The sequence below is a fragment of the Mesorhizobium muleiense genome, from assembly GCF_900099905.1.
In the GTDB taxonomy this organism is placed as follows: Bacteria; Pseudomonadota; Alphaproteobacteria; order Rhizobiales; family Rhizobiaceae; genus Mesorhizobium; species Mesorhizobium muleiense.
The window spans coordinates 28,757-52,177 of record NZ_FNEE01000027.1; the positions used below are offsets into that span (position 1 = coordinate 28,757).

A 23,421-nucleotide genomic window follows, 5' to 3' on the forward strand; every position below is an offset into this window, starting at 1 on the left:
GTGACATCAATCGCAAGGGACGAGCTTCCGGCTCGTCCCTTGCTTCCATTTCCCGGGTGCCCTGACCGCCATGCCGAACAAGCCGACATGTTGAACAAGCTGACTTGGGCGACCGTTGCCGTGATATTTGGCATCAGCCTGACTGCCTGCAAGATCCTGCCGACACCGTCCGCGGAAGATGGCGGCAATGCACCGGCCTTCAATGCGGACAAGATGGTCGGCGATATCTGGGCTGCCAAAATGCTGCCCTATCTCCAGCAGAAGGCCGGATCGTTTCCCGAGGTTCACGCCCTGGCGAAAGCCGATCCTGCGGCTGCCGGCGCCAAGTATGGCAATCCGAAGAAGCAAGCGAATTCGCCGTGGACCTTCGCGGTTCGCCTCGAAGGCAAGATTGTTGCGGCGAACACACAGTCACACGCGGCAACCATGGATGTCGATGCCGACGGTGACGGCAAGGCGGATGCACGGGTGCAGATCGGACCCGCGATGCGTGGCACCGCGCTGCGCGACAGCCTCGACTTCATCCAGTTCAACGATTTCACCAATCAGATCGACTTCGCCCAGTTCGGCAAGGCGTTCAACATCCATGCCGACAAGACGGTGCTCTCCAAGCTGCCGCGCGAGGCGCTGGAGGGCCGCAGCGCCAGGGTCGTCGGCGCTTATGTCATGGGCAGCGGCCAGGACTTGCCGCTGGTGACCCCGGCGGAGGCAGAGGTGGGGCCGAAGCCATGACTGCCGCCGGCGATCATGATGTCATCCTGAAGCTGGAAGACGTCTCCAAGATCTATTCGGGGACAGTCGCGGTCAAGCGCGCGAATTTCGAAGTGCGCAAGGGCGCGGTCAACGTGCTGGTCGGCGAAAACGGCGCCGGCAAATCGACGCTGATGAAGATCATCGCCGGCGTCGAACAGCCGACGCTCGGCCGCATCCTCCTGGAGGGCGAAGAGGTCTCCTTCTCCTCATCCGGCGACGCGGTGAACCGCGGCATCGGCATGGTGTTCCAGGAGCTGAACCTGTTCGGCAATCTGAGCGTCGCCGAAAACATATTTGCCACCCGCGAGATCACCAACCGGTTCCGCAAGATCGACAGCCGGGAACAGGAGCGCCGCGCGGCGGAATTTCTCGAGCGCCTGCAGGCCGGCATCCGGCCGGACATGCTGGTCGAGGATTTGCGCATCGGCCAGCAGCAACTGGTCGAGATCGCCAAGGCGGTCTCGCTCGATGCGCGCATCCTGATCATGGACGAGCCGACCTCGGCGCTGAGTGCGGCGGAAGTCGAGATCCTGTTCAAGGTGATCGCCGACCTCAAGGCGCGCGGCGTGGCGATCGTCTACATCTCGCACCGGCTCGAGGAGCTGATCCGCATCGGCGACTACATCACCGTGCTGCGCGACGGCCGCATCACCGGCCAGGAGAGGATGAAAAACGTCGACACGCAATGGATCGTGCGGCAGATGATCGGCTCCGACGCCAAGGACTTCGCCAAGCCCGACGGCCATGTTCCGGGCGATGAGATCTTCCGCGCCGAGGATATCTGCCTGCCGCGCGTAACCGGGGGGCTTGCGGTCGATCATGTCTCGCTGTCGCTGCGTGCCGGCGAGATCCTCGGCATATACGGCCTGATGGGCGCCGGACGCAGCGAGCTGTTCGACTGCATCATGGGGCGCCACGGCCATGCCACCGGGGCGATCTTCATTGCCGGCAAGAAGGTCAGGGAACGCGACACCACGCGGCGCATCCGGCGCGGGCTGGCGCTGATCCCCGAGGATCGCCAGCGCGAAGGTCTGGTGTCGATCCTCTCGGTCGCCAGCAATCTGACTCTGGCCAGCCTGTCGCGGTTTGTCCGCCTGTTCCATATCAGCGGCGCCAAGGAGAACCAGGCGGTGACACAGATGGTGCGGGAACTGGCGATCAAGGTCGCCGATCCGGCGCAGGAGGTCTCGTCGCTGTCGGGCGGCAACCAGCAGAAGGTGGTGATCGGCAAGGCGCTGCTCACCGGACCGAAGGTGCTGTTGATGGACGAACCAAGCCGCGGCATCGATGTCGGCGCCAAGGCCGACGTCTTTCGCACCATGCGCAAACTGTCCCGCGACGGGCTGGGCATTCTGTTCGCCACCTCCGATCTCGACGAGGTGATGGCGCTGTCCGACCGCATCGCGGTGATGAGCAATGGAAAACTGACCGGCATGTTCGATCGCGCCGAGGCGACGGAGGCGGCACTTGTCGCCGCATCGGCGCTTGGCCACGGGCCGGTCCCGCACATGGAGCCACGCCCATGACTGACATCCCGGCCAAGGCTTCGGTTGCCTCCGCCTCGAGCGGGTCCGTGCTGCTGACGCTGATGAAGGCGAGGACGTTCATTGCGTTGATCGCCGTCCTGATCTTCTTCTCGATCGCGGCGCCGAATTTCCTGTCGGCCGCCAACCTGATCCTGATGTCGAAGCACGTCGCGCTGAACGCCTTCCTCGCCATGGGCATGACCTTCGTCATCATCACCGGCGGCATCGACCTCTCGGTCGGCTCGATTGTCGGCCTGTGCGGCATGGTCGCCGGCTATCTCGTGCTCAACGGCATCGACCTGCAGGTCGGCTACACGATCTATTTCAACGTCTTCGAGATCGCACTGATCACGCTGGCGGTCGGTATATTGATCGGCGCCGTCAACGGATTGCTGATCACCAGGCTGAATGTCGCGCCGTTCATCGCCACGCTCGGCGTGCTCTATGTCGCACGCGGCCTGGCGCTGCTGTCGTCGGATGGTCGCACCTTTCCGAACCTCGTCGGCAAGCCCGATCTGGGCACGACCGGGTTCGGCTTCCTCGGCGCCGGCCGGCTGCTCGGCCTGCCGGTCTCGATATGGATTCTTGTCGTCGTAGCAGTTGGGGCGGCCTATCTGGCCAAATACACCCCGCTCGGCCGCCACATCTTCGCCGTCGGCGGCAACGAACGGGCGGCGCGGATTTCGGGCGTCAGGGTCAACATGGTGAAGATGTTCGTCTACATGTTCTCCGGCTTCTGCGCGGCGGTCGTCGGGCTGATCATCTCGTCCGAACTGATGGCCTCGCATCCGGCGACCGGCGAAAGCTTCGAGCTCAACGCCATCGCCGCGGCTGTGCTCGGCGGCACCTCGATGTCGGGTGGCCGCGGCACGATCGGCGGCACAATCGTCGGCGCCTTCGTCATCGGCATCCTTTCCGACGGGCTGGTGATGATGGGGGTGAGCTCGTTCTGGCAGATGGTGATCAAGGGCCTGGTCATCATCGTCGCCGTCGTCGTCGACCAGGCGCAGCGCCGGCTGCAGAGCCGGGTGACGCTGATGCAGATGGCAAAGGCGGGCTGACCCGTGGCGGAACTGCGAGGAGCGCTGATCGGCTGCGGCTTCTTTGCCGTCAACCAGATGCATGCCTGGCGCGACATCGACAGCGCCTCGATCGTCGCCATCTGCGACCGCGACCCGGAACGGCTCAAGGTGCTCGGCGACCAGTTCGGCATTGAGCGACGCTACACAGACGCGGCGGCACTGTTTGCCGGCGAAAGCCTGGATTTCGTCGATATCGCCACCACCGCGCCGAGCCATCGTTCGCTTGTCGAGATGGCGGCACAAAACCGCGTTCCGGCGATCTGCCAAAAGCCGTTTGCGCCGACGCTTGCCGACGCCAAGGCCATGGTGAAGGCATGCAGCGATGCCGGCGTGGCGTTGATGGTGCATGAGAATTTTCGCTGGCAGTCGCCGATCCAGGCGGTGCGCGCCGTGCTCGACAGCGGCGACATCGGCACGCCCTTCTTCGGCCGGATCTCGTTCCGCTCGGCCTATGATGTGTTTTCCGGGCAGCCCTATCTGGCGACGGGAAAGCGCTTCATCATCGAAGACCTCGGCATCCACAGTCTCGACATAGCCCGCTTCCTGCTGGGCGACGTTTCGACGATCACGACCCGAACCGCTCGCATCAACCCCAACATTGCCGGCGAGGACGTCGCTACCATGCTGATGGACCACAAGAGCGGTGCAACGTCCGTGGTCGACTGCAGCTATGCGACCAAGCTCGCGGCCGAGCCATTTCCGCAGACGCTGGTCGAGATCGACGGCAGCGACGGCACGATCCGGCTCGAGCAGGATTACCGGCTCACCGTCACCGGCAGGAACGGAACGGCAGTCAGCGACGTCTCGCCGCCGCTGCTGCCCTGGGCATCGCGGCCGTGGCACAACATCCAGGAAAGCGTCGTCGCCATCCAAAAGCACTGGGTCGCCTGCTTGGCGAGCAAAACCGAGCCGGCAACCTCGGGCGCCGACAATCTTAAGACCTTGGCGCTGGTCGAGGCCGCCTATGCCGGTGCTGCAAGCGGTGAACCGGTGCAGCTCGACGCTTTGCTGAGATGACCGCGGATGCCTTCCTCCTCTATGGCACACACGCGGTCGAGACCGAGCCAGTCAGCTTGCGCGCCGGCGCGCTCAGCGCCGACTTCGTCAACGGCAATCTGCGCACCATCCGCCATGGCGGCATCGAGGTGCTGCGCGCCATCGCCTATATCGTCAGGGATCGCGACTGGGCACCTACGAGCCGGCGCTGACGGATTTGGTCATCGACCAGGGCGCCGACACTTTCACTGTCAGCTATTCGGCAAGCTGTGTCGGACCGGAGCGAAGCCGGCTCGACTTTCGCGCGACGATCAAAGGTTCCGCCGACGGCCAGCTGGTTTTCGACGTGAGCGCGCTTCCCGAAAACGCTTTCGAGACCAATCGCTGCGGCTTCTGCATCCTGCATCCGATCGCCGGCCTGGCCGGCAGCCCGGTCACTGTCGAGCACACCGACGGCAGCGTCGTCGCAACGAAACTTCCTGAGCTGATCGACCCCTGGCAGCCTTTCAAGGATCTGCGGGCGATCACGCATGAGGTCCGGCCCGGCGTCACCGCGGAATGCCGGATGGAAGGCGATGCGTTCGAGATGGAGGACCAGCGCAATTGGTCGGACGCGTCCTACAAGACCTATGTCCGGCCGCTGGCGCTGCCTTGGCCCTACATGCTGCCCGCCGGCCAGACTGTGCGCCAGGCACCTGCCCGATCGTGCACGCCGCCGACGATCTCAGCGTCATGCAGTCGCTGGAGGCGCTGCCGTTCATCACCCGATCGGCGCGAGCGATCTTCGGGGCAAAACCCTACCGGATCGGCCCGTCGACCATCGCCATGCGGCAGAACCCCTATGGCGGCGCGACCAAGGCCAACCCGCACAATCAGCGCATCGCCATGGCCGACCGGGATCCCCGCCATGCCGGGCTGTTCGCGGCAGCATGGACGATCGGCTATGGCGCGCGGGTCGCGCCGGCCGGGCTGGAGATGCTCACGCTGTCCAGCTTCAGCGGACCGTTCGGCGTGCTGGCGGCATCCGGGGAACCCGTCGGCGAAGGTGAACCCCGGCCGATCTTCCAGGCCGTGCAGGGGCTTTGCGAACTGGCCGGCTTCAGGCAGGTAGCGGCGAGGACGAGCGATGAGACGCGGCTGCTCACGCTGGCCGGCCGTTCTGCCGCGGGCCAGACCGTCATGTGGCTGGCGAACCTGACGGCGAGCGAAGTGACGGTTGATATTTCCAGGTTCGAGCGACGCCACCTGGTGATGACGCCTTACGCGATCACCCGGATCGGGTGAATCAGCTGCCGGAATTCATCATCCGGAATTCATCACATAGAGCGCGCGCGAGCGCTCGAGGTGCTTGATCATCGCCTTCTCGGCGCCGTCCGCATCCTTCTGCTCGATGCGCCTGATGATTTCTTCGTGCTCGAGCAGCGTAAAATTTTCCTTGCCGGTCCAGATCAGCATTTCGGTGTGATATTCCTTCAACCAGCCAAGCATTGCTTCGCTGACCGCGACATAGATCGGGTTGCCGGATATGGCCGCGATCTGGGTATGAAACTTCATATCGGCGGATATGAAGGCTCCGGAATCGCCGCGAAAGCTCCGCTGTTCGGCAATTGTTGCCCGCAACCGCTGCACGTCCTCGGCGGCGGCCTTTTCGGCGGCTTCCCTGACCATGCCGCGCTCGAAGAAGATGCGGGCGCTCTTGAGGTGCTCCAGCGTGTCCTTCGATGACGACAGGATGATCTTGGCGGCGGCGTCGACCTGCTTGATGATCGACTTGGCGGTCAGCTGAAGCACCTTCGCCCGCTCGCCGTGCGAGATCGCGACAAGGCCCATATTGCTCAACGCCTGCATCGCCTCGCGGATCGCCGGCCTGCCGACCGCGAAGCGCTCCATCAACTCGCGCTCCGACGGCATGTCGTCGCCCGGCTGCAATTCGCCGCTGGTGATCAAGCGCTTCAGTCGCAAAAACACTTCGTCGGAAAGTTTGCGCCGGACGATCGGCTCCGAACGGTTCATCGTCGCGAATCACTCCCTTGACCGGTTCTGTTTAGCATCGTCATCACGAATCTCGGAATGCTCGGCCGAGCAGGATATCGCTTGCAATACTTATGTACTCATTATACCAGATTTCGAGGATCAGGGAACTTTTTTCGGACTATGATCACCCTCACCTATCGCATCGAAACCCCAGGCAGCATCGAGGCGCTGGCGGCCAAGATCGCCAGCGACCAGTCGACCGGAACCTTCGTCGCGCTGGCCGGCGAGACCGAGGAGCTCAAGGCCCGGGTGGCGGCGCGCGTATTGGCGATACGGCCTCTGCCGGACGCCGATCGCCCGTCCCTTCCCGAAGCCGGCGACGGGCCCTTCAAGCGGGCGGATGTCAACATCGCATTTCCGCTTGATGCGATCGGCACCGATCTTTCGGCATTGATGACCATCGCCATTGGCGGCGCCTTTTCGATCAAGGGCCTGTCCGGCATTCGCGTCGTCGATATGAAGCTGCCGGAGGAATACCGGGGTGCGCATCCGGGTCCGCAATTCGGTGTCGCCGGCAGTCGCAGGCTGACCGGCGTCAGGGATCGCCCGATCATCGGAACGATCGTCAAGCCGGCGCTTGGGCTGCGCCCGCACGAGACGGCCGAAATGGTCGGTGAGCTGATCGACGCCGGCGTCGATTTCATCAAGGACGACGAGAAGTTGATGAGCCCGGCCTATTCGCCGCTGTCGGAACGGGTGAAGGCGATCATGCCGCTCGTCCTCGACCATGAGCAGAAGACCGGCAAAAAGGTGATGTATGCCTTTGGCATCTCGCACGCCGACCCGGACGAGATGATGCGCAACCATGATCTGGTGGCGAAGGCCGGCGGCAATTGCGCCGTGGTCAACATCAATTCCGTCGGCTTCGGCGGCATGGCTTACCTGAGAAAGCGCTCCAGCCTGGTGCTCCATGCCCACCGCAACGGCTGGGATATCCTCACCCGCCACCCCGGTCTGGGCATGGACTTCAAGGTCTGGCAGCAGTTCTGGCGGCTGCTCGGCGTCGACCAGTTCCAGATCAACGGCATCGCCTCGAAATACTGGGAGCCTGACTGGTCCTTCATCAGTTCCTTCGAGGCGGTGACCACGCCGATCTTTTCGCCGGAGGATTGCGCGCTGCCGGTCGCCGGCTCCGGCCAATGGGGTGGACAAGCCCCCGAAACCTACCGGCGAACCGGCCGAACGGTCGATCTTCTCTATCTCTGCGGCGGCGGCATCGTCAGCCATCCTGACGGACCGGGCGCCGGCGTACGCGCCGTGCAGCAAGCCTGGCAGGCGGCCGTCGATGGCATACCGTTGGCAGACTTCGCCCTGAGCCACCCGGAACTGGCGCGGTCGATCGAGAAATTCGGCGACGGCAAAGCGGCCTGACGCCATGCAAAGCCTGCTTCTGAGCTATTATGGCGATGATCTCACCGGCTCGACCGACGTCATGGAGGCGCTCGAGCTCGGCGGCGTGCCAACCGTGCTGTTCATGCGTCAGCCGGACGAGGCCATGCTTTCGCAGTTCGGGCATTGCCGTGCCATCGGCCTGGCCGGCACCAGCCGAAGCGAGACGCCGCAGTGGATGGACATGCACCTCAACCGCGCCTTCGCCTGGCTGAAGACCCTGAACGCCGAGATCTGCCACTACAAGGTCTGCTCGACCTTCGATTCCAGCCCGGCGATCGGCAGCATCGGCCGGGCTATCGAGATCGGCCGCTCGGTTTTTAGCCAGGACAGCGTGCCGCTGGTGGTCGGCGCGCCGCAGCTCAAGCGCTATACCGCCTTCGGCCATCTGTTTGCTGCCTACCGCGACAAATATTTCCGTATCGATCGCCACCCGGTGATGAGCCGACACCCGACCACGCCGATGGATGAATCCGACCTGCTGATCCATCTGTCGCGCCAGACGGACCTCACCTCGGGGCTGGTCGACCTGGCGACGCTGCAGTCGGCATCGCGCTCGGAAGCGTTCGATCGCTTGCTCGCCGATGGCACCAACATCGTGCTTTTGGATGTCGCCAGCCTGGAAAGTCAGGCGCTTGCCGGCAAGGAGATATGGCGCGTTCGCCGGCCGGGCGCATTCGTCGTCGGCTCTTCGGGCATCGAATATGCGCTGCTGGCCGAATGGGCCGCCAACCGGACCGTCCGTGCCGAGCCCAGCTTTTCGCCGCCGGGTGCGGCCGACCGGATCGCAGTGGTCTCGGGCAGCTGCTCGCCGACGACGGAACGACAGATCCGGCATGCTTTGACGGACGGTTTCGACGGCGTCGCGGTGGACCCTGTCGAACTGGTTTCCGAGGCCTCCAGCGATGCGATTGCGCGCGCGGCAGCAAGCGGGCGTGCCAGCCTCGAAGCCGGTCGCAGCGTCGTCCTCTACACCGCCCTCGGTCCCGCAGCCGACCGGGGCGCCGAAATCGATCGGCAGGAAGGCGCCCGCCACAAGCTTGGCCGCGGCCTCGGCGAACTTCTTCGCGAGCTGACGATCGAACTGAAATTGCAGCGCGTGGTCATTGCCGGCGGCGATACGTCGAGCCATGCGCTCGGCCAGATGGGCGTCGATGCGCTGACGGTCAGGATGCCGCTGCCCGCCTCGCCGGGCTCGCCGCTTTGCGTCGCCCACTCGCGCGTCAAGGCGATCGACGGACTGGAGATTGCGCTCAAGGGCGGGCAAGTCGGTACCGATCGCTATTTCTGCGCCATCCGCGATGGGCTCGGCGGGTGACAGCAGGCGCGCTGGATTTGCCTGATCTCACGACTTCTTGAACACGGCGCGGTTACCAACACACGATAGCTGCCCCACATAAGGCGCCGTACGCGCAGCGGCGGGGCGGCGTAAACGCTCAAGCGGGGCTGGATCACGGCTCCGCGAATGAACCAGCGGGATGCCGCGATGTCATTCAGACCATTGCTTGGTGACGGACGGGTTCGGAGCCAGGAGGAGAAGTCGGAGCCCCTGCAAACCGCGTCATGGGCCAGTTCTTCGATCGTTTTCGACAACCGGCGGTGGGCGTGCCGCGAGGCGGAACTGCGCTGGACAGCCCCTCATCATCTGATCGTGCTGACCGAAGAAGGCGGAACCTCCCATACATCTATCCGGCACGAGGCAAAATCGCTGTACGACGGAATGGACCGTCCCGGAGCCCTCACCTTCGTCCCCGCAGGCGCGGAGCGGCACGGCTTCTATCGCGATGTAGACCTCTCCTACTCAGCCCTGTGGATCGATCCCGATATCAGGCTTCCTGGCTGCGAACGCCTGAGAGAGCTGCCGATCCTGGTGAACAGGAAAGACGTGGTGATCGCCACGCTGCTAAGTTCGCTTCGCGACGAGATGGCACTCGGCCACCAGCCGGACACTGCCTATATCGAGCATCTGGTCGCCCTGGTCAGCCTCCGCGTGGCCGCCCTGAACCGGGAGCAACACCCGTCGGTGCGCCACGGCTGTCTCAGCCGTCGCGCGCTTGGTCGCGTTCGGGGTTACATCGATGCCCATATGAATGCCGACATTTCGCTAAGCGAGTTGGCTGCCGTCGCTGATATGGCCGTCGACAGTTTTGCGCGCCGATTCAAGGCGACGACCGGGCTTGCACCCTATGCCTATGTGATCGAGGAACGCGTCCGGCGAGCCGAGATACTGCTGAGCGAAACGGGCTTGTCGATCGGCAGCATTGCCTTTCGGCTCGGCTTTTCAAGCCAGAGCCACTTCACCACGACGTTCCGGCGTCTCAAGGGCGTGACGCCTCGGGCCTATCGGGTGAATTCTTCTCCGGAATCCTGATATTGCCGCCGGTTTCTTGAAAGAAAGCCGCCGCGCGCCTCCCCACCTGCAAGGTCGATGGGTGACAGAACTGCGACAGGGAGATCATGCATGGCCAAAACAGACACAAGGAGCGGGCCGACTCGTCGAACGGTGCTGGAGGGCGGGGTGGCGACCGGCGTGCTTCTGGCTACAGGTATACCCGTATACGCGGAGCCGGCCGGCGCTGTTGCGGCGGCCGCATCGCCGACGCCGGCGCCAACGATGCCGATATCGCTGCGGATCAACGCGAAGGATTTTGCCGTCGAACTCGACCCGCGGACGACGCTGCTCGACGCGCTGCGCAACCATCTCGGCCTCACCGGCTCGAAGAAAGGCTGCGACCACGGCCAGTGCGGCGCATGCACAGTGCTGGTCGATGGGCGCCGGATCAATTCCTGCCTGACGCTTGCCGCAATGCATGAAGGCGACGAGATCACCACGGTCGAGGGCCTGGCCGAGGGCGACCGGCTGCATCCGGTGCAGGCCGCCTTCGTTGCCCGCGACGGCTTCCAGTGCGGCTACTGCACGCCGGGCCAGATCTGCTCGGCGGTCGGTATGCTGGGCGAGGCCAGGGCCGGCTGGCCGAGCCATGCGAGCGCCGACGTGGCAGCGGTTCCCGTCGCTCTCACCGATGCCGAGATCCGCGAGCGGATGAGCGGCAACATCTGCCGTTGTGCCGCTTATCCGAACATCGTCGCTGCAATCCGCGACGCGGCAGAGGGGGCGTGAGCAATGCAATCCTTCACCTATGAACGTGCGGCAAGTGCCGAGCAGGCAGCCGCCGCGGTCGCGGAGCGGCCGGACGCCAAGTTCATCAGCGGCGGCACCAACCTGCTCGACCTGATGAAGCTCGAGATCGAGCGCCCTGCGCATCTCGTCGATATCAGCCGGCTGCCGCTCGATCGGATCGAGGAGACGGCGGCAGGCGGGCTTCGGGTCGGCGCCCAGGTCCGCAACAGCGATCTTGCCGCCGATCCGCGGGTGAGATCGCGCTATCCGATGCTCACGCAAGCGCTGCTGGCGGGAGCGTCCGGCCAGATACGCAACAAGGCCTCGACCAGCGGCAATCTCCTGCAGCGCACGCGCTGCCCCTATTTCTACGACCGCAACATGCCTTGCAACAAGCGCGAGCAAGGTTCGGGCTGCGCGGCGCTGCAGGGTTTCAATCGCATGCACGCCGTGCTCGGCGCCAGCCAGGCCTGCATCGCGGTCCATCCCTCCGACATGGCGGTCGCCATGGCCGGGCTCGACGCCAGGATCGAGACCATATCGCCCGGCGGCGGGACCCGCACGATTCCGATTGGCGATCTCCATCGATTGCCTGAGGCGACGCCGCATGTGGAAACCGTGCTCGACCACGGCGAGATGATCGCCGCCGTCACCCTGCCGCCGCCACCGCCCGGCCGGCAGGTTTACCGCAAGGTGCGCGACCGTGCCTCCTACGCCTTCGCGCTGGTATCGGTGGCGGCAGTCGTCGAGAAAAGCGGCGATCGTATCCAAAGCGCTCGGATCGCCATGGGTGGCGTGGCCGCCAAGCCCTGGCGCGCGACGGAGGCAGAGCGCACCCTCGCTGGAGCGGCGGCGTCCGACGGCGCCTTTACCGACGCGGCCGAAGCCGCGCTCGCCGAAGCCGTCGGATATGGCGGCAATGATTTCAAGATCCCGCTGGCGAAACGGACGATGCGGCACACGCTCGCTGCTGCCGCCGAGAGTGCATGAGGTGACATGATGACAGAGACGAAGACCTCAAACCGTCCTCGCGAAACACGCAGCGGCATCATCGGGCGTCCATTCGATCGCATCGATGGTCCGCTCAAGGTGAGAGGCGATGCCACCTACGCCTACGAGAATACGCTGGAGGGTACAGCCTTTGGCTATATTCTCGGCGCTGCCGTCGCCAAGGGGCGCATTGCCGAGATCGACACGGCCGAAGCCGAACGGGCGCCGGCAGTGCTGCTCGTCATGACGCACCGGAATGCGCCGGCCCAGCCGGATTTCGGCCCGGCGGTCACGCCGACGGTGCCGGAGGTCTTCACGCGCGCCCGGCCCGCGCTCAACAGCGAGCGGGTGCGCTATTACGACGAGCCCGTCGCGCTGATCGTTGCGGAGACGTTCGAGGCGGCACGTGCTGCCGCCGGCCTCATCAAAGTGCGCTACGACGAGGAGCCGGGCCTCTACGATCTGTCGGGACATGTGGCCGACGCCTACGCACCAAAGCGGACCAATGCCGGCTTCGAGACCGACAGCGTGATCGGCGACTTCGAGAGCGCCTTTGCCGCAGCTCCGGTCAAGGTCGATGCCACTTACCGGACGCCCTTCGAACATCACAATCCGATGGAGCCCCATGCGACGCTCGCCGCCTGGTCAGGCAACGAGCTGACGATCCATACATCGGCGCAAACCCTGGCGAATTTCCGGGCGGGGGTCGCCAGCACACTCCGCATCCCGCCCGAGCGTGTGCGCATCATCAGCCCGTTCATCGGCGGCGGCTTCGGCTCCAAGCTGATTGCCCATGCCGATACGATCCTGGCCGCGCTTGCTGCAAAGGTCCTGCAGCGTCCCGTCAAGATCGCGCTGACGCGACAACAGATGTTCGCCAATGCCGGTCATCGCGCAGAGATGATCCAACAGGTGCGTCTCAGCACGGGCACCGACGGGCGGCTCACCGGGATCGCGCACGACGTCTGGTCGGCAACGTCCAGCTTCGAGGAGTACTGCGAGCAAACGGCAGTTTTTGCCCGCTCGCTCTATGCGGCGCCGAACCGTGTCACCCGCCATCGCCTGGTCCCGCTGGATATCAACCGCGGCGAATGGATGCGCTCGCCCGGCGAAGCCCCCGGCATGCTGGCCTTCGAATGCGCCATGGATGAACTCGCCGAGCGGCTCGGACTGGACCCGATCGAACTCAGGATCCGCAATGAACCGGCCCAGGATCCCGAGCGCGGCGTGCCGTTCTCCACCCGCAACCTCGTCGCCTGCATGGAGGAAGGCGCCCGCCGTTTCGGTTGGCAGCGAAGAAACCCGACGCCGGGCCGCGCCCGAGAGGGCCGCAAGCTCATCGGCTACGGCATGGCGGCGGCGATCCGTCCGAACTACATCGGCGCGGCGACGGCGCGGGTTGCGATCGACCGCGACGGTCGGGTGACGGCGCGGCTCGACATGACCGATATCGGGACCGGCACCTATACGATCCTGACCCAGATCGCCGCGGACAGCCTCGGCGTGCCGATCTCGTCCGTCAAAGTGGAGCTTGGCGACAGCCGCTTCCCGCGTACCGCCGGCTCCGGCGGGTCCTGGGGCGCGGCAAGTGCAGGGTCGGCGCTGCACAACGCCTGCAACGCCCTTAGGGAACGGATATTGCAGGCGGCGCGGTCGAGCGAAGCCTCGCCGTTGCGCGGCGCTGGCGCCACCGAAGCGAGCTTTGCCGACGGCGAGGTCAGGCTCGGCCAGCGTTCGGCAAGCCTGACCGACCTCGTCCGGCGGATCGCTCCCGACGGGTTCGAGGCCGAGGGTTCCGTAGCCGCCGGCGCAGCCACCCCGTCATACAAGGCTTACTCGCAGCATTCCTATGGCGCGCATTTCGCCGAGGTCGCTGTCGATTGCGATACCGGTGAGATCCGCATGCGCCGGATGCTGGCGGTGATGGGCGCTGGCCGTATCCTCAACCCCAAGACCGCGCGCTCGCAAATCATCGGCGGCATGACCTGGGGAATCGGTGCGGCGCTGATGGAGCAGACGGTGCTCGACCGGCGTTACGGCCACTTCGTCAATCACGATCTTGCCGAGTATCACGTCCCGATCAACGGCGACGTCCCGGAGATGGAGGTCGTCTTCCTCGAGGAACATGACGACAAGGCCAATCCATTCGGCGCGAAGGGGATCGGCGAACTCGGCGTCTGCGGTGCGGGCGCAGCTGTTGCCAACGCCATCTACAACGCGACCGGCGTGCGGGTGCGTGACTTTCCCATCACCCTGGACAAGCTGCTGCCTGCCTTGCCGGTGATCGCCATTTGACGCGGCAAGTCTTGTTCGGGCATTTCAAGCTCAAGGACAAAGCGGCTGCCAATCCCTGCGTGCAGGTACTGGCCACGCCGGAACATATTGCCGCGTGAAATCTCCCTCCCCGGGTGGAAATTCCGGTAACACGCTGTACTATCTGCGAAATTACCGAAATCGGGAGGCTGCCGGTGCAGACCAAGAAGATCATCAACGACGGCAACCGCACTGTCGACGAGATGCTGGAAGGCATTCTGGCCGCGCATCCCCGCCATCTCAAAAGCATGGAGGGCAGCCCACGCTCGATCATCGCCCGCGATGGACCTCGCCAGGGCAAGGTCGGCCTCGTCATCGGCGGCGGCTCCGGCCACGAGCCGACCTTCCTCGGTTTCGTCGGCAAGGGGCTGGCCGACGCGGCGGCGATCGGCAATGTCTTTGCCTCGCCGCCGCCGGACCCGATCCTTGAATGCGCCAAGGCGGCCAGCGGCGGCGCCGGCGTGCTGTTCATGTATGGCAACTATGCCGGCGACGTGATGAACTTCGACATGGCCGCAGAGATGGCGGCGATGGATGACATCGAAGTGCGCACCGTGCTGACCACCGACGACGTGGCATCGGCGCCGCGCGACCAGAGGCAAAAGCGCCGTGGTGTCGCCGGCAATTTCTTCATCTTCAAGGCCGCTGGTGCCGCCTGCGAGCGGATGCTGTCATTCGACGAATGCGAGCGTATCGCCAGGAAGGCCAATGATCACACCTTCACCATGGGCGTGGCGCTGTCGCCCTGTTCGCTGCCGCAGACCCGCCGGCCGAATTTTGAGATCGGACCGGATGAGATGGAGATCGGCATGGGCATCCATGGCGAGCCGGGCATTGCCCGCGGAAAATTGAAAACCGCCGACGAGATCACCGACGAGATGCTGGACAAGATCGTCGACGAGATGGCGCCGGCACGCGGCGACAAGGTCGCCGTGCTCATCAATTCGCTCGGCTCGACGCCGCTGATGGAGCTCTACATCATGAACCGGCGCGTCAAACAGCGGCTCGATGACATCGGCGTGTCAGTTCACGCGACCTGGGTCGGCAATTATTGCACCTCGCTCGAAATGGCCGGCGCCTCGGTGACGCTGATGCATCTCGACGCCGAATTGCAGACGATGCTCGACCATCCTTGCGACTGCGCCATGTTCCGCGCCGGCTGAAAGGGTGCATCCATGACATCCATCGATGCAGCCGATCTGAAAAGAATGTTCGATGCGATCGCGGTGGCGATCGAAGCCGACAAGGACAGGCTCTGTCAGCTCGACGGGGTCATCGGCGACGCCGATCATGGCATCGCCATGGCGCTCGGCTTTGGGGCGGTGCGCGATGCGCTGGCGCCGCTGGAGCTCACGGCAACCGAGCCGACTGTTCTCCTCAACACTGCGGCGAAGTCGTTCCTCAACGCCGTCGGCGCCTCGTCGGGCCCGCTCTACGCGACGGCCTTCATGCGTGGTGCGGCTGCCGTCAAGGGCAAGGCGACCTTGGCGGGCGCCGATGTCGTCGCCCTGTTCCAGGCGATGGCGCAAGGCATCCAGGATCGCGGCAAGGCGGAGATCGGCGAGAAGACGATGGTCGACGCCTGGCTGCCGGCGGCGCAAGCCGCGGCCGCTGCCCATGCCGCCGGCAAGACCCTGTCCGAAAGCCTGGCAGCCGCCCTCGAAGCAGCCGAACGGGGCGCCGAGGCGACCAAGGACATGATCGCCGCGAAGGGCCGCTCGTCGCGGCTCGGCGAGCGGTCGCTCGGACACATCGATCCCGGCGCGGCATCGGCGGTCACCGTTATCGGCGCGATGCGAAAAAGCCTGGCTTAAGCGCATCGCATCAATGCGACGCGCTTAAGCTCCTGTTTTATACATGTCGTTATCCCAAAACCGCTGCGCACCCTCGGTTCACGCCCGAGGGCATGCTTTTGGGCGACATGCATTAGCCCAGCTTCGCCGCGTCGAGCCTGTCGATCGCCTGGACATTGCCGGCCGATGGCCCGTTTTCGTCGAACTCCGATGCGAGCCAGGCATCGACGATCGACTTGGCCAGTTCCGGGCCGATAACGCGGGCGCCCATGGTGATGATCTGGGCATTGTTGGATTTCGCCGCGCGCTCCGCCGAATAGGTGTCATGGGTGAGTGCGGCGCGAATGCCGGGCACCTTGTTGGCCGAGATGGAAACGCCGATGCCGGTGCCGCAAAACAAGATGCCGCGATCGTTTTCGCCGTCGAGGATGGTCTGGGCGAGCTTCTGCGACAGGTCGGCATAGTAGCCGGCCTGGCTGACGTCGCTGACGGAGAGGCCAGGCTTGGTGGCCAGGTGAGCGGCAATGACGTCGAGCAGCGGCTTGCCGGCGCTGTCGGCCCCAATGGCTATTTTCATTTTTTCTGTCCTTTCCTGTTCGATTGCTCTGGAGCCTGTTCCATCCCGATGGCATCGGGATGGGGCTCTAACTTTTGTTGGGCATGATCTTTTCCGAAAACCGGATTCCACTTTTCGGGATCATGCTCTAGATCGCCGCCGAGGCGCGTTCGAGGATGTCGATATAGCCTTCCGCCTGCCAGGCGGAGCGGCCGATGAACAGCCCGTCGATATGCGGCTGGCCGATCAGCTCGGCGGCATTTTGCGGATTGACGCTGCCGCCATAAAGCACCGGCGGCATGGCCGGCAGAAGATCGCCGGCGATGTTCTTGATCAGCGCCTGCTGCCTGTCGGCGTAGTCGGCACTTGCCGGAATGCCCTTGTCGCCGATCGCCCAGACCGGTTCGTAAGCAAACAGGATCGTCGCCGCCTTGGCCTGGCCTTCGAGGTATTGCAGCGCGCCGTGCACCTGCAAGGCCAGCACCGCATCGGCCTGGCCGCTGTTGCGTTGCGCCAATGTCTCGCCGACGCAAATGAGCGGCACCAACCCGTGCTTCACCGCCGCTGCGGTCTTGAGACCAACCGTATTGTCGGTCTCGCCGAAATGCTCGCGCCGTTCGCTATGGCCGAGCTCGACGAGATCGAGCCCGCAGTCCGTCAGCATCACCGGCGAGATCTCGCCGGTCCAGGCGCCGGCGTCGGCCCAGTGCATGTTCTGGGCACCGACCTTGATCCGCGTCGATGCCAGCGCTTTCTTGACCTCGCGGACCGCCGTAAAGGGCGGGATGACGAAGGGCTGGATCCGGTCGTCGAAACCGGGGACGAACCCCGCCAGCGCCCTGGCAAAGTCAGTCGCTTCTGCAAGCGTCTTGTTCATTTTCCAGCTTGTGCCGACCCAGTAAGCCACGCGTCCTCCTTCTAGAGCCTGTTCCATCCCGCGAGGCGGGATGGGGCTCTATCTTCTTCCTTGACCATGATCTTTTCCGAAAACCGGTTCCCACTTTTCGGGATCATGGTCTAGTCCTTCTCGACCAGTGTCAGCGAAACGCCGGCGCCATCCAGCGCCTCGCGCATCTGCGGTCCCAGTTCTCGACCGGTGAAGACGGCGTCGAACGCCTTGAGATCGGTCAGGAAATGCAGGGCGGTGCGGCCGAACTTGCCGTGATCGGCCAGCAGATATTTGCGGGCGGCCGCGGCCATCATCAACCGCTTGGTATGGACCACTTCCTGGTCCTGGTGGAAGGCGGAAACGCCGTGGATGGCGGACGACGACAGGAAGGCGACATCGGCGCGCAACGATCTCAGCGTGTCCTCGGCAAGCAGTCCGAAGAAACCGTGGAATTTCTTGCTGTACTGGCCGCCGAGCGCGATCAGGGTGATACCGGCAACGCCGGCCAGATCCTGTATCACGGCCAGATTGTTGGAGATCACGGTCAGCGGGCGCAGATCCGCAAGGTGGCGCGCAATGCCGCCCGCCGTCGAGCCGTCGTCGATGATCACCGTCTGGCCCGGTTCGATGACAGCCACGGCGGCAACCGCCAGGCGCTGCTTCTCTTCGGCGGCCTGCTTCTGACGGTAGCGGAAATCACTTTCGAACAGGCCGCTCGGCTGAATCGAGGCGCCGCCGCGTATCTTGCGCAGGAAGCCGCTTTCCTCGAGCTCGTCGAGGTCGCGATGGACGGTCATCTTCGACACGCCGAAGCGCGAGGCAAGGTCATCGACACTGGCCGTGCCGGTGTCCATCAGAAAATCCATGATGCCTTGCCGCCGGCCGTCGCTCTTCATCGTCCAGCCTGTTTCCTTTAATTCGTGTCGCCGCGTCCGCCGTGGCAGAAACGGCTGATAGAAGCTATTATAACAGATAAAATCGCATGCATGCCAAATTTTTTGTGATGGTGTTATGTTTCCTTGGGATATTCCTTGCTTCTGATCGCTGCCTTGTAACAAGAATTGCTCTCGCCGGCATGGCCAGAGGTTGCGGTTCTCCGGAAATCCGGCCAGAAGCATCAATGGGCTGAATGACGACCGGACAGCTCGCAAACCATAGGCTTGAAACCAAATACGGGAGACCATTGGGTGGCTCGCATCACATTGAGACAATTGCTCGACCATGCCGCCGAACACGGCTATGGCGTGCCTGCCTTCAACATGAACAATATGGAACAGGGCCTTGCCATCATGGAGGCGGCCAAGGAGACCAAATCGCCTGTCATCCTGCAGGCGAGCCGCGGCGCCCGCGCCTATGCCAACGACGTCGTGCTGGCCAAGCTGATCGACGCGCTGGTCGAGATCCATCCCGATATCCCGGTCTGCATGCATCTCGACCATGGCAACAACGAAGCCACCTGCGTGACCGCGATTCAGCACGGCTTCACCTCGGTGATGATGGACGGATCGCTGAAGGAGGACGGCAAGACGCCGGCCGACTACGACCATAATTCCGGCATCACGCGGCGCGTCGTCGACATGGCGCATTGGGGCGGCGTGTCGGTGGAAGGCGAGATCGGCGTTCTCGGATCCCTGGAGATGGGCGGCGGCGAACAGGAAGACGGCCACGGCGTCGAGGGCGCCGTCAGCCATGACCAGTTGCTGACCGATCCGGAGCAGGCGGTGCAGTTCGTCAAGGACACGCATGTCGATGCGCTGGCCGTCGCCATGGGCACCAGCCACGGCGCCTACAAGTTCTCGCGCAAGCCGGACGGCGCGGTGCTCGCCATGAACGTGATCGAGGAGATCCACCGCCGCCTGCCGAACATGCACCTGGTCATGCACGGCTCGTCCTCGGTGCCGGAAGAGCTGCAGGAGATCATCAACAAATATGGCGGCCAGATGAAGCCGACATGGGGCGTGCCGGTCGAGGAGATCCAGCGCGGCATCAAGCACGGCGTGCGCAAGATCAACATCGACACCGACAACCGCATGGCGCTGACCGGCGCGATCCGCAAGGTGCTGACCGAGAACCCGAGCGAGTTCGATCCGCGCAAATATCTGACGCCGGCAATGGCCGCGATGAGGAAGCTGTGCAAAGAGCGCTTCGAGCAGTTCGGCACCGCCGGCAACGCTCCCAGGATCAAGCCGCTGCCGGTCTCGGAAATGGCCAAGCGCTACAAGTCGGGCAGTCTCGACCCGAAGTTCGGCTGAGTGAGGCTCCCCCTCATCCGGCCGCTTCGCGGCCACCTTCTCCCCGCTGGGGAGAAGAGGCTTAGCGCCAACGCTGGCGATCTCCTCTCCCCTCGGGGAGAGGTCGGATTGCCCCGAATTGCCCTTTGCAATTCGGTTGGCAATCCGGGTGAGGGGGACTCGCCGCCGGTTCTATCCTGTTCGCGGCAAAATCGCCGCCCTGCCGGTCTCGATAAACGGCGCCCAATAATCGACCGACTCGCGGATCATCGCGACGACCTGGTGGTCGACCGGCTCGCGTTCGCGGAACGACAGTTCGAGGCAGATCTCGTTGTCGACGCCGCCGCCGCGGCGAACCGTCTCCAACAATTTTTCCGGTGTGATGCGGCCGTCCTTGTTGTAGGCGGCGATGAACGGCCAATGGCCGCCCTTGTTCATCGACGACTGCTTGATGTGGATGATCGGCGATACCGTGGGAAAGGCTTCGGCCCAGGCATAGGGGTCGATGTCGTCCGGATTGCTCGAGGTGACGTCGCCATGGTCGATATCGACCATCATCTTCAGCGGGATGGCCATGCCGGCCGCTTCGATCTCGTTGTGCAGGGCCCGGCAACTCTCGATCGTATGGCCGAATTCGCGGCCGACCGACATCGGCTCCCAGAACAGATAGGTCAAACCGGCCGCCCTGGCGTGCTCGGCGACGTCGCGCCAGCATTCCAGCGCGATCTCGAAAAGCCGCGCGCGACGCTCGGGATCGTCAAAATCCCGGTGCGTGAAGATCGCGAACTGCGTGCCCATGCCGCTGGCGCCGAGCTCGGCCGAAATGTCGGCAAAGGTCTTGAACCAATCGACGTAGTAGCGGCGCACGTCGGCGTCGGGATGGCCGAAATGGTTGAGCCGCCCGTAAGGACCGGTCATCCCGGACGTCACGCGCACGCCGGTGCGGTCGAGCGCCGTGCGGAACAGGCGGACGAATTTCGAGATCGTCGCCGCCGGCCAGCCGGGATTGACGAATTCATGCGTGAGCTGCACGTCCCGGATGCCGATGTCGTAGGCGATCGCGTCGATCAGATCGTCCGGTTCGGCAAAACGGTTGACCAGCGGATTGGTGTTGAGGGAAAGCGTAAAAGTCATCAGCCTGCCCTCACCAGTCGGCCAACGCACCAGTCCTCGAAGGCGGCTCTTTCCGCGGCGGACAGATGCAGGCCGTGCTTGGTGCGCCGTTCGAGAATATCGGCAGCGGTCAGCGCCCATTCATGCTCGAACAAATAACTGGCTTCGCGTTCGAAAAAATCCTTGCCGAAGCACCGGCCCAGTTCGGTGAGCGACCTGGACGCACCGACCAGAACGCGCGTCCTGGTGCCGTAGAGCCGGCCATACTGCTTGACCAGCGATGCCGGCATCCAGGGATATTCGCGGCCGAGGTCGCCGAGAAACTGCTCGAAGTCGGCGTCGGCGATATCGCCGCCCGGCAGATGTCCTTTCGACGTCCACGGCTTGCCCATTTTCGGAAAGAACGGCGCGATCCGGTCCAGCGCATGCTCGGCCAGCTTGCGGAAGGTGGTGATCTTGCCGCCGAAGACGGAGAGCAGCGGCGGCTGCCCGGATGATGCGTCGAGTTCGAAAATATAGTCGCGCGTCACCGCGCTCGGATTGTCGGCGTTGTCGTCATAGAGCGGCCTGACACCCGAGAACGAGTAGATGACATCGTCTCGGGCAAGTTCGCGCTTGAAGTAGCGGTTGACCACCTTGATCAGGTAGTCGATCTCGCTGGCATCCGCCGCTACGTCTTCCGGCCGCCCATCATAGGGAATATCGGTGGTGCCGATCAGGGCCAGATCGTTCTGGTAGGGATTGATGAAGATCACGCGCTTGTCGCTGTTCTGGACCAGATAGGCCTGCCGCCCTTCCCAGAATTTCGGCACGACGATGTGGCTGCCCTTGACCAGCCGGACATTCCGCTTGGAGTTCTGACCAGCCACGCGGTTGATGATGTCGTTGACCCAGGGACCGGCGGCGTTGATCAGCGCACGCGCCCGAACTGTGGTCCTGACGCCGGTTCGGCTGTCGCGCATCTCGACCGACCACAGGCCGTTTTCACGGCGGGCGGCGGTGCAGGCGGTCCGGGTGAAGATCCTGGCCCCCCGTTCCGCAGCATCGAGCGCATTGATGATGACGAGACGGGCGTCGTCGACCCAGCAATCGGAATATTCGAAACCGCGCTTGAACGCATCCTTGATCGGTGCGCCTTCGGGCGCGGTGCGCAGGTTGAGCGTGCGGGTGCCCGGCAGCCGCTTGCGGCCGCCAAGATGATCGTAGAGGAACAGACCGAGCCGGACCAGCCAGGCCGGCCGGTCGTCCGGGCTGTGCGGCAGCACGAAGCGCATCGGCCAGATGATATGCGGAGCCGATTCAAGCAGCACTTCGCGTTCGATCAGCGCCTCGCGCACCAGCCGGAATTCGTAGTATTCGAGATAGCGCAGGCCGCCATGGACGAGCTTTCCCGATCGCGAACTGGTGCCTTCGGCGAGATCGTCTTTTTCGCACAGGATGACGGAAAGCCCGCGGCCGACTGCGTCGCGCGCGATGCCGGCGCCATTGACGCCACCGCCGATGACGAACAGATCGACGATTTCAGTGGCGCCGCTCATCTCGCCGGATCCTCTATGCCTGGATTGCGTTTCATGGCTGCCGCGACCTTCAGCACGGGTTGACCGGCGGGAGCCCGACGATGAAGCGGCGCACCTCTTCGGCCGCTTGCTCGGCCGCATAGGTCACCGTGCGCACCGAAGCGCCGGCGATATGCGGCGTCAGCGTGACATTTGGAAGCTGCAGCAGCGGCCAGTCGGCAGGCACCGGCTCGACCGCGAACGTCTCCAGCATGGCGCTGCCGATATGGCCTGAGACCAGCGCATCGTAGAGCGCGTCGTAATCGACCAGCGGCCCGCGCGCGGTGTTGACGAAGATCACCCCCGGCTTCATCCGGGCGATGATGTCCTTGTTGATCAGGCCGCGGGTTTCCTCGGTCACCCGGGGATGAAGCGTGACCACATCGGAGCGGGACAGGAGATCGTCGAGCGCGACCAGTTCGACGCCGTCATTGCGGTCTTCGGCGCTCAGTTGCACATAGGGATCGGTGACCAGGATGCGGCAGCCGAAGGCGCGCAGCAAGCGGACAACCTTGGTGCCGATATTGCCGTAGCCGATGACGCCGACGGTCATTTCGTTGAGCTCACGGCCGGTACGGTCGGCCCGGTAGAGATCGCCGCGCCATTCCCCTTTGCGCAAGGCCTCGTGCCCGACCCGGATCAGCCGCGTCTCGGCAAGGATCGCGCCGATGGTGAACTCGGCCACAGCACTTGCATTGCGGCCGGGCACATTGACGACGGTGATGCCGTGGGCCCTGGCGGCAACCATGTCGATGTTGATCGGGCCGCCGCGCGAGACCGCAACCAGCTTCAGCGCAGGCAGACGCTGCATCATGGTCTCGGACAGCGGCGCAAGCTGGGTGACGAAGATCTCGGCGTCGCCAATGAAATCGACCACCTCGTCCGGATCGCCAAAATACTCCTTCACCTTGTCGAGGCCGAGCGCTGCATTGCCGAATTCCATCGGCTCGTCGGGCCAGGCCGCCTCAAGCGTGCGAACGTCGAGATTGGCGCCGCAGGCCTTCTCGATTTTCTCGCGAAAGACCTCGGGAAGCATGAAGCGGTCGCCAATGATTGCAATCTTCTTACGCATGCTCGAC

At 64.1% G+C, this 23,421-nt stretch carries 21 protein-coding genes and 1 pseudogene; 15 read left to right on the forward strand and 7 right to left on the reverse strand.

The features are described from left to right. The first annotated feature begins 87 nt into the window (after positions 1 to 87). The 6 genes and pseudogenes from BLT09_RS29105 to BLT09_RS36025 all read left to right on the forward strand — a co-directional run bounded on the left by BLT09_RS29105 (position 88) and on the right by BLT09_RS36025 (position 5,641). The gene (locus tag BLT09_RS29105) at positions 88 to 732 is read left to right on the forward strand and encodes a DUF2291 family protein (protein WP_091599866.1); all 645 of its coding nucleotides are present in this window, start codon (positions 88 to 90) and stop codon (positions 730 to 732) included. After that, the gene (locus tag BLT09_RS29110; RefSeq protein ID WP_091599868.1) at positions 729 to 2,279 is read left to right on the forward strand and encodes a sugar ABC transporter ATP-binding protein; all 1,551 of its coding nucleotides are present in this window, start codon (positions 729 to 731) and stop codon (positions 2,277 to 2,279) included. Before BLT09_RS29105 ends, BLT09_RS29110 begins: the two co-directional genes overlap by 4 nt. Beyond that, the gene (locus tag BLT09_RS29115) at positions 2,276 to 3,340 is read left to right on the forward strand and encodes an ABC transporter permease (RefSeq protein ID WP_023800208.1); all 1,065 of its coding nucleotides are present in this window, start codon (positions 2,276 to 2,278) and stop codon (positions 3,338 to 3,340) included. The genes BLT09_RS29110 and BLT09_RS29115 overlap by 4 nt, the downstream gene beginning before the upstream one ends. A gap of 3 nt (positions 3,341 to 3,343) precedes the next feature. After that, positions 3,344 to 4,378, forward strand: a complete 1,035-nt coding sequence (locus BLT09_RS29120; protein ID WP_091599870.1) for a Gfo/Idh/MocA family protein — start codon at positions 3,344 to 3,346, stop codon at positions 4,376 to 4,378. Beyond that, positions 4,375 to 5,536, forward strand: a pseudogene (locus tag BLT09_RS29125) (D-apionate lactonase family protein); the annotation flags it as partial. The gene BLT09_RS29120 and the pseudogene BLT09_RS29125, both read left to right, overlap by 4 nt. Next, positions 5,537 to 5,641: a hypothetical protein gene (locus tag BLT09_RS36025; protein WP_483127913.1), complete on the forward strand. Its 105-nt coding sequence runs from the start codon at positions 5,537 to 5,539 to the stop codon at positions 5,639 to 5,641. Positions 5,642 to 5,659: 18 nt separating this feature from the next. On the opposite strand, the gene BLT09_RS29130 is transcribed toward BLT09_RS36025, so the two are convergent. Further along, positions 5,660 to 6,370: a transcriptional regulator NanR gene (locus tag BLT09_RS29130; protein ID WP_091599872.1), complete on the reverse strand. Its 711-nt coding sequence runs from the start codon at positions 6,368 to 6,370 to the stop codon at positions 5,660 to 5,662. A 141-nt stretch (positions 6,371 to 6,511) separates the two neighbouring features. Here BLT09_RS29130 and oiaX point away from each other — a divergent pair, with 141 nt between their 5' ends. The 8 genes from oiaX to dhaL all read left to right on the forward strand — a co-directional run bounded on the left by oiaX (position 6,512) and on the right by dhaL (position 16,018). Beyond that, positions 6,512 to 7,762: a 3-oxo-isoapionate-4-phosphate decarboxylase OiaX gene (oiaX, locus tag BLT09_RS29135; protein ID WP_091599874.1), complete on the forward strand. Its 1,251-nt coding sequence runs from the start codon at positions 6,512 to 6,514 to the stop codon at positions 7,760 to 7,762. A 4-nt stretch (positions 7,763 to 7,766) separates the two neighbouring features. Next, positions 7,767 to 9,098 (forward strand): four-carbon acid sugar kinase family protein, encoded by a 1,332-nt coding sequence (locus BLT09_RS29140; RefSeq protein WP_091599876.1) that lies wholly within the window; start codon positions 7,767 to 7,769, stop codon positions 9,096 to 9,098. A gap of 168 nt (positions 9,099 to 9,266) precedes the next feature. Next, positions 9,267 to 10,151 carry a helix-turn-helix domain-containing protein gene (locus tag BLT09_RS29145; protein ID WP_091599949.1) on the forward strand — a complete coding sequence of 295 codons (885 nt, stop codon included), beginning with the start codon at positions 9,267 to 9,269 and terminating at the stop codon, positions 10,149 to 10,151. A gap of 90 nt (positions 10,152 to 10,241) precedes the next feature. Then, entirely contained in the window at positions 10,242 to 10,901 is a 660-nt protein-coding gene (locus tag BLT09_RS29150) for a 2Fe-2S iron-sulfur cluster-binding protein (protein ID WP_091599878.1), read from the forward strand. A 3-nt stretch (positions 10,902 to 10,904) separates the two neighbouring features. After that, positions 10,905 to 11,891, forward strand: a complete 987-nt coding sequence (locus tag BLT09_RS29155; protein ID WP_091599880.1) for an FAD binding domain-containing protein — start codon at positions 10,905 to 10,907, stop codon at positions 11,889 to 11,891. A 9-nt stretch (positions 11,892 to 11,900) separates the two neighbouring features. After that, positions 11,901 to 14,186 (forward strand): xanthine dehydrogenase family protein molybdopterin-binding subunit, encoded by a 2,286-nt coding sequence (locus BLT09_RS29160; RefSeq protein ID WP_091599951.1) that lies wholly within the window; start codon positions 11,901 to 11,903, stop codon positions 14,184 to 14,186. Between the two features lie 173 nt (positions 14,187 to 14,359). After that, positions 14,360 to 15,367 (forward strand): dihydroxyacetone kinase subunit DhaK, encoded by a 1,008-nt coding sequence (locus BLT09_RS29165; RefSeq protein WP_091599882.1) that lies wholly within the window; start codon positions 14,360 to 14,362, stop codon positions 15,365 to 15,367. A gap of 12 nt (positions 15,368 to 15,379) precedes the next feature. Continuing rightward, positions 15,380 to 16,018, forward strand: a complete 639-nt coding sequence (gene dhaL / locus BLT09_RS29170) for a dihydroxyacetone kinase subunit DhaL (RefSeq protein ID WP_091599884.1) — start codon at positions 15,380 to 15,382, stop codon at positions 16,016 to 16,018. A 112-nt stretch (positions 16,019 to 16,130) separates the two neighbouring features. On the opposite strand, the gene derI is transcribed toward dhaL, so the two are convergent. The 3 genes from derI to BLT09_RS29185 form a co-directional block, all read right to left on the reverse strand. Beyond that, the gene (derI, locus tag BLT09_RS29175) at positions 16,131 to 16,574 is read right to left on the reverse strand and encodes a D-erythrulose-4-phosphate isomerase (RefSeq protein ID WP_027152577.1); all 444 of its coding nucleotides are present in this window, start codon (positions 16,572 to 16,574) and stop codon (positions 16,131 to 16,133) included. Positions 16,575 to 16,701: 127 nt separating this feature from the next. Then, positions 16,702 to 17,487, reverse strand: a complete 786-nt coding sequence (locus tag BLT09_RS29180; protein WP_091599886.1) for a triose-phosphate isomerase — start codon at positions 17,485 to 17,487, stop codon at positions 16,702 to 16,704. 83 nt (positions 17,488 to 17,570) lie between these two features. After that, the gene (locus tag BLT09_RS29185) at positions 17,571 to 18,338 is read right to left on the reverse strand and encodes a DeoR/GlpR family DNA-binding transcription regulator (RefSeq protein ID WP_091599888.1); all 768 of its coding nucleotides are present in this window, start codon (positions 18,336 to 18,338) and stop codon (positions 17,571 to 17,573) included. Between the two features lie 291 nt (positions 18,339 to 18,629). On the opposite strand from BLT09_RS29185, the gene fba reads away from it, so the two are divergent. Further along, positions 18,630 to 19,694 carry a class II fructose-bisphosphate aldolase gene (gene fba / locus BLT09_RS29190; RefSeq protein WP_091599890.1) on the forward strand — a complete coding sequence of 355 codons (1,065 nt, stop codon included), beginning with the start codon at positions 18,630 to 18,632 and terminating at the stop codon, positions 19,692 to 19,694. 171 nt (positions 19,695 to 19,865) lie between these two features. On the opposite strand, the gene BLT09_RS29195 is transcribed toward fba, so the two are convergent. The 3 genes from BLT09_RS29195 to BLT09_RS29205 are packed head-to-tail and all read right to left on the reverse strand — an operon-like array spanning position 19,866 to position 23,414. Continuing rightward, complete coding sequence (locus tag BLT09_RS29195; protein WP_091599892.1) at positions 19,866 to 20,807, reverse strand: sugar phosphate isomerase/epimerase family protein; 942 nt, start codon at positions 20,805 to 20,807, stop codon at positions 19,866 to 19,868. Then, entirely contained in the window at positions 20,807 to 22,324 is a 1,518-nt protein-coding gene (locus tag BLT09_RS29200; protein ID WP_091599894.1) for a glycerol-3-phosphate dehydrogenase, read from the reverse strand. The genes BLT09_RS29195 and BLT09_RS29200 overlap by 1 nt, the downstream gene beginning before the upstream one ends. 49 nt (positions 22,325 to 22,373) lie before the next feature. Further along, complete coding sequence (locus BLT09_RS29205; RefSeq protein ID WP_091599896.1) at positions 22,374 to 23,414, reverse strand: 2-hydroxyacid dehydrogenase; 1,041 nt, start codon at positions 23,412 to 23,414, stop codon at positions 22,374 to 22,376. Positions 23,415 to 23,421: the final 7 nt, after the last annotated feature.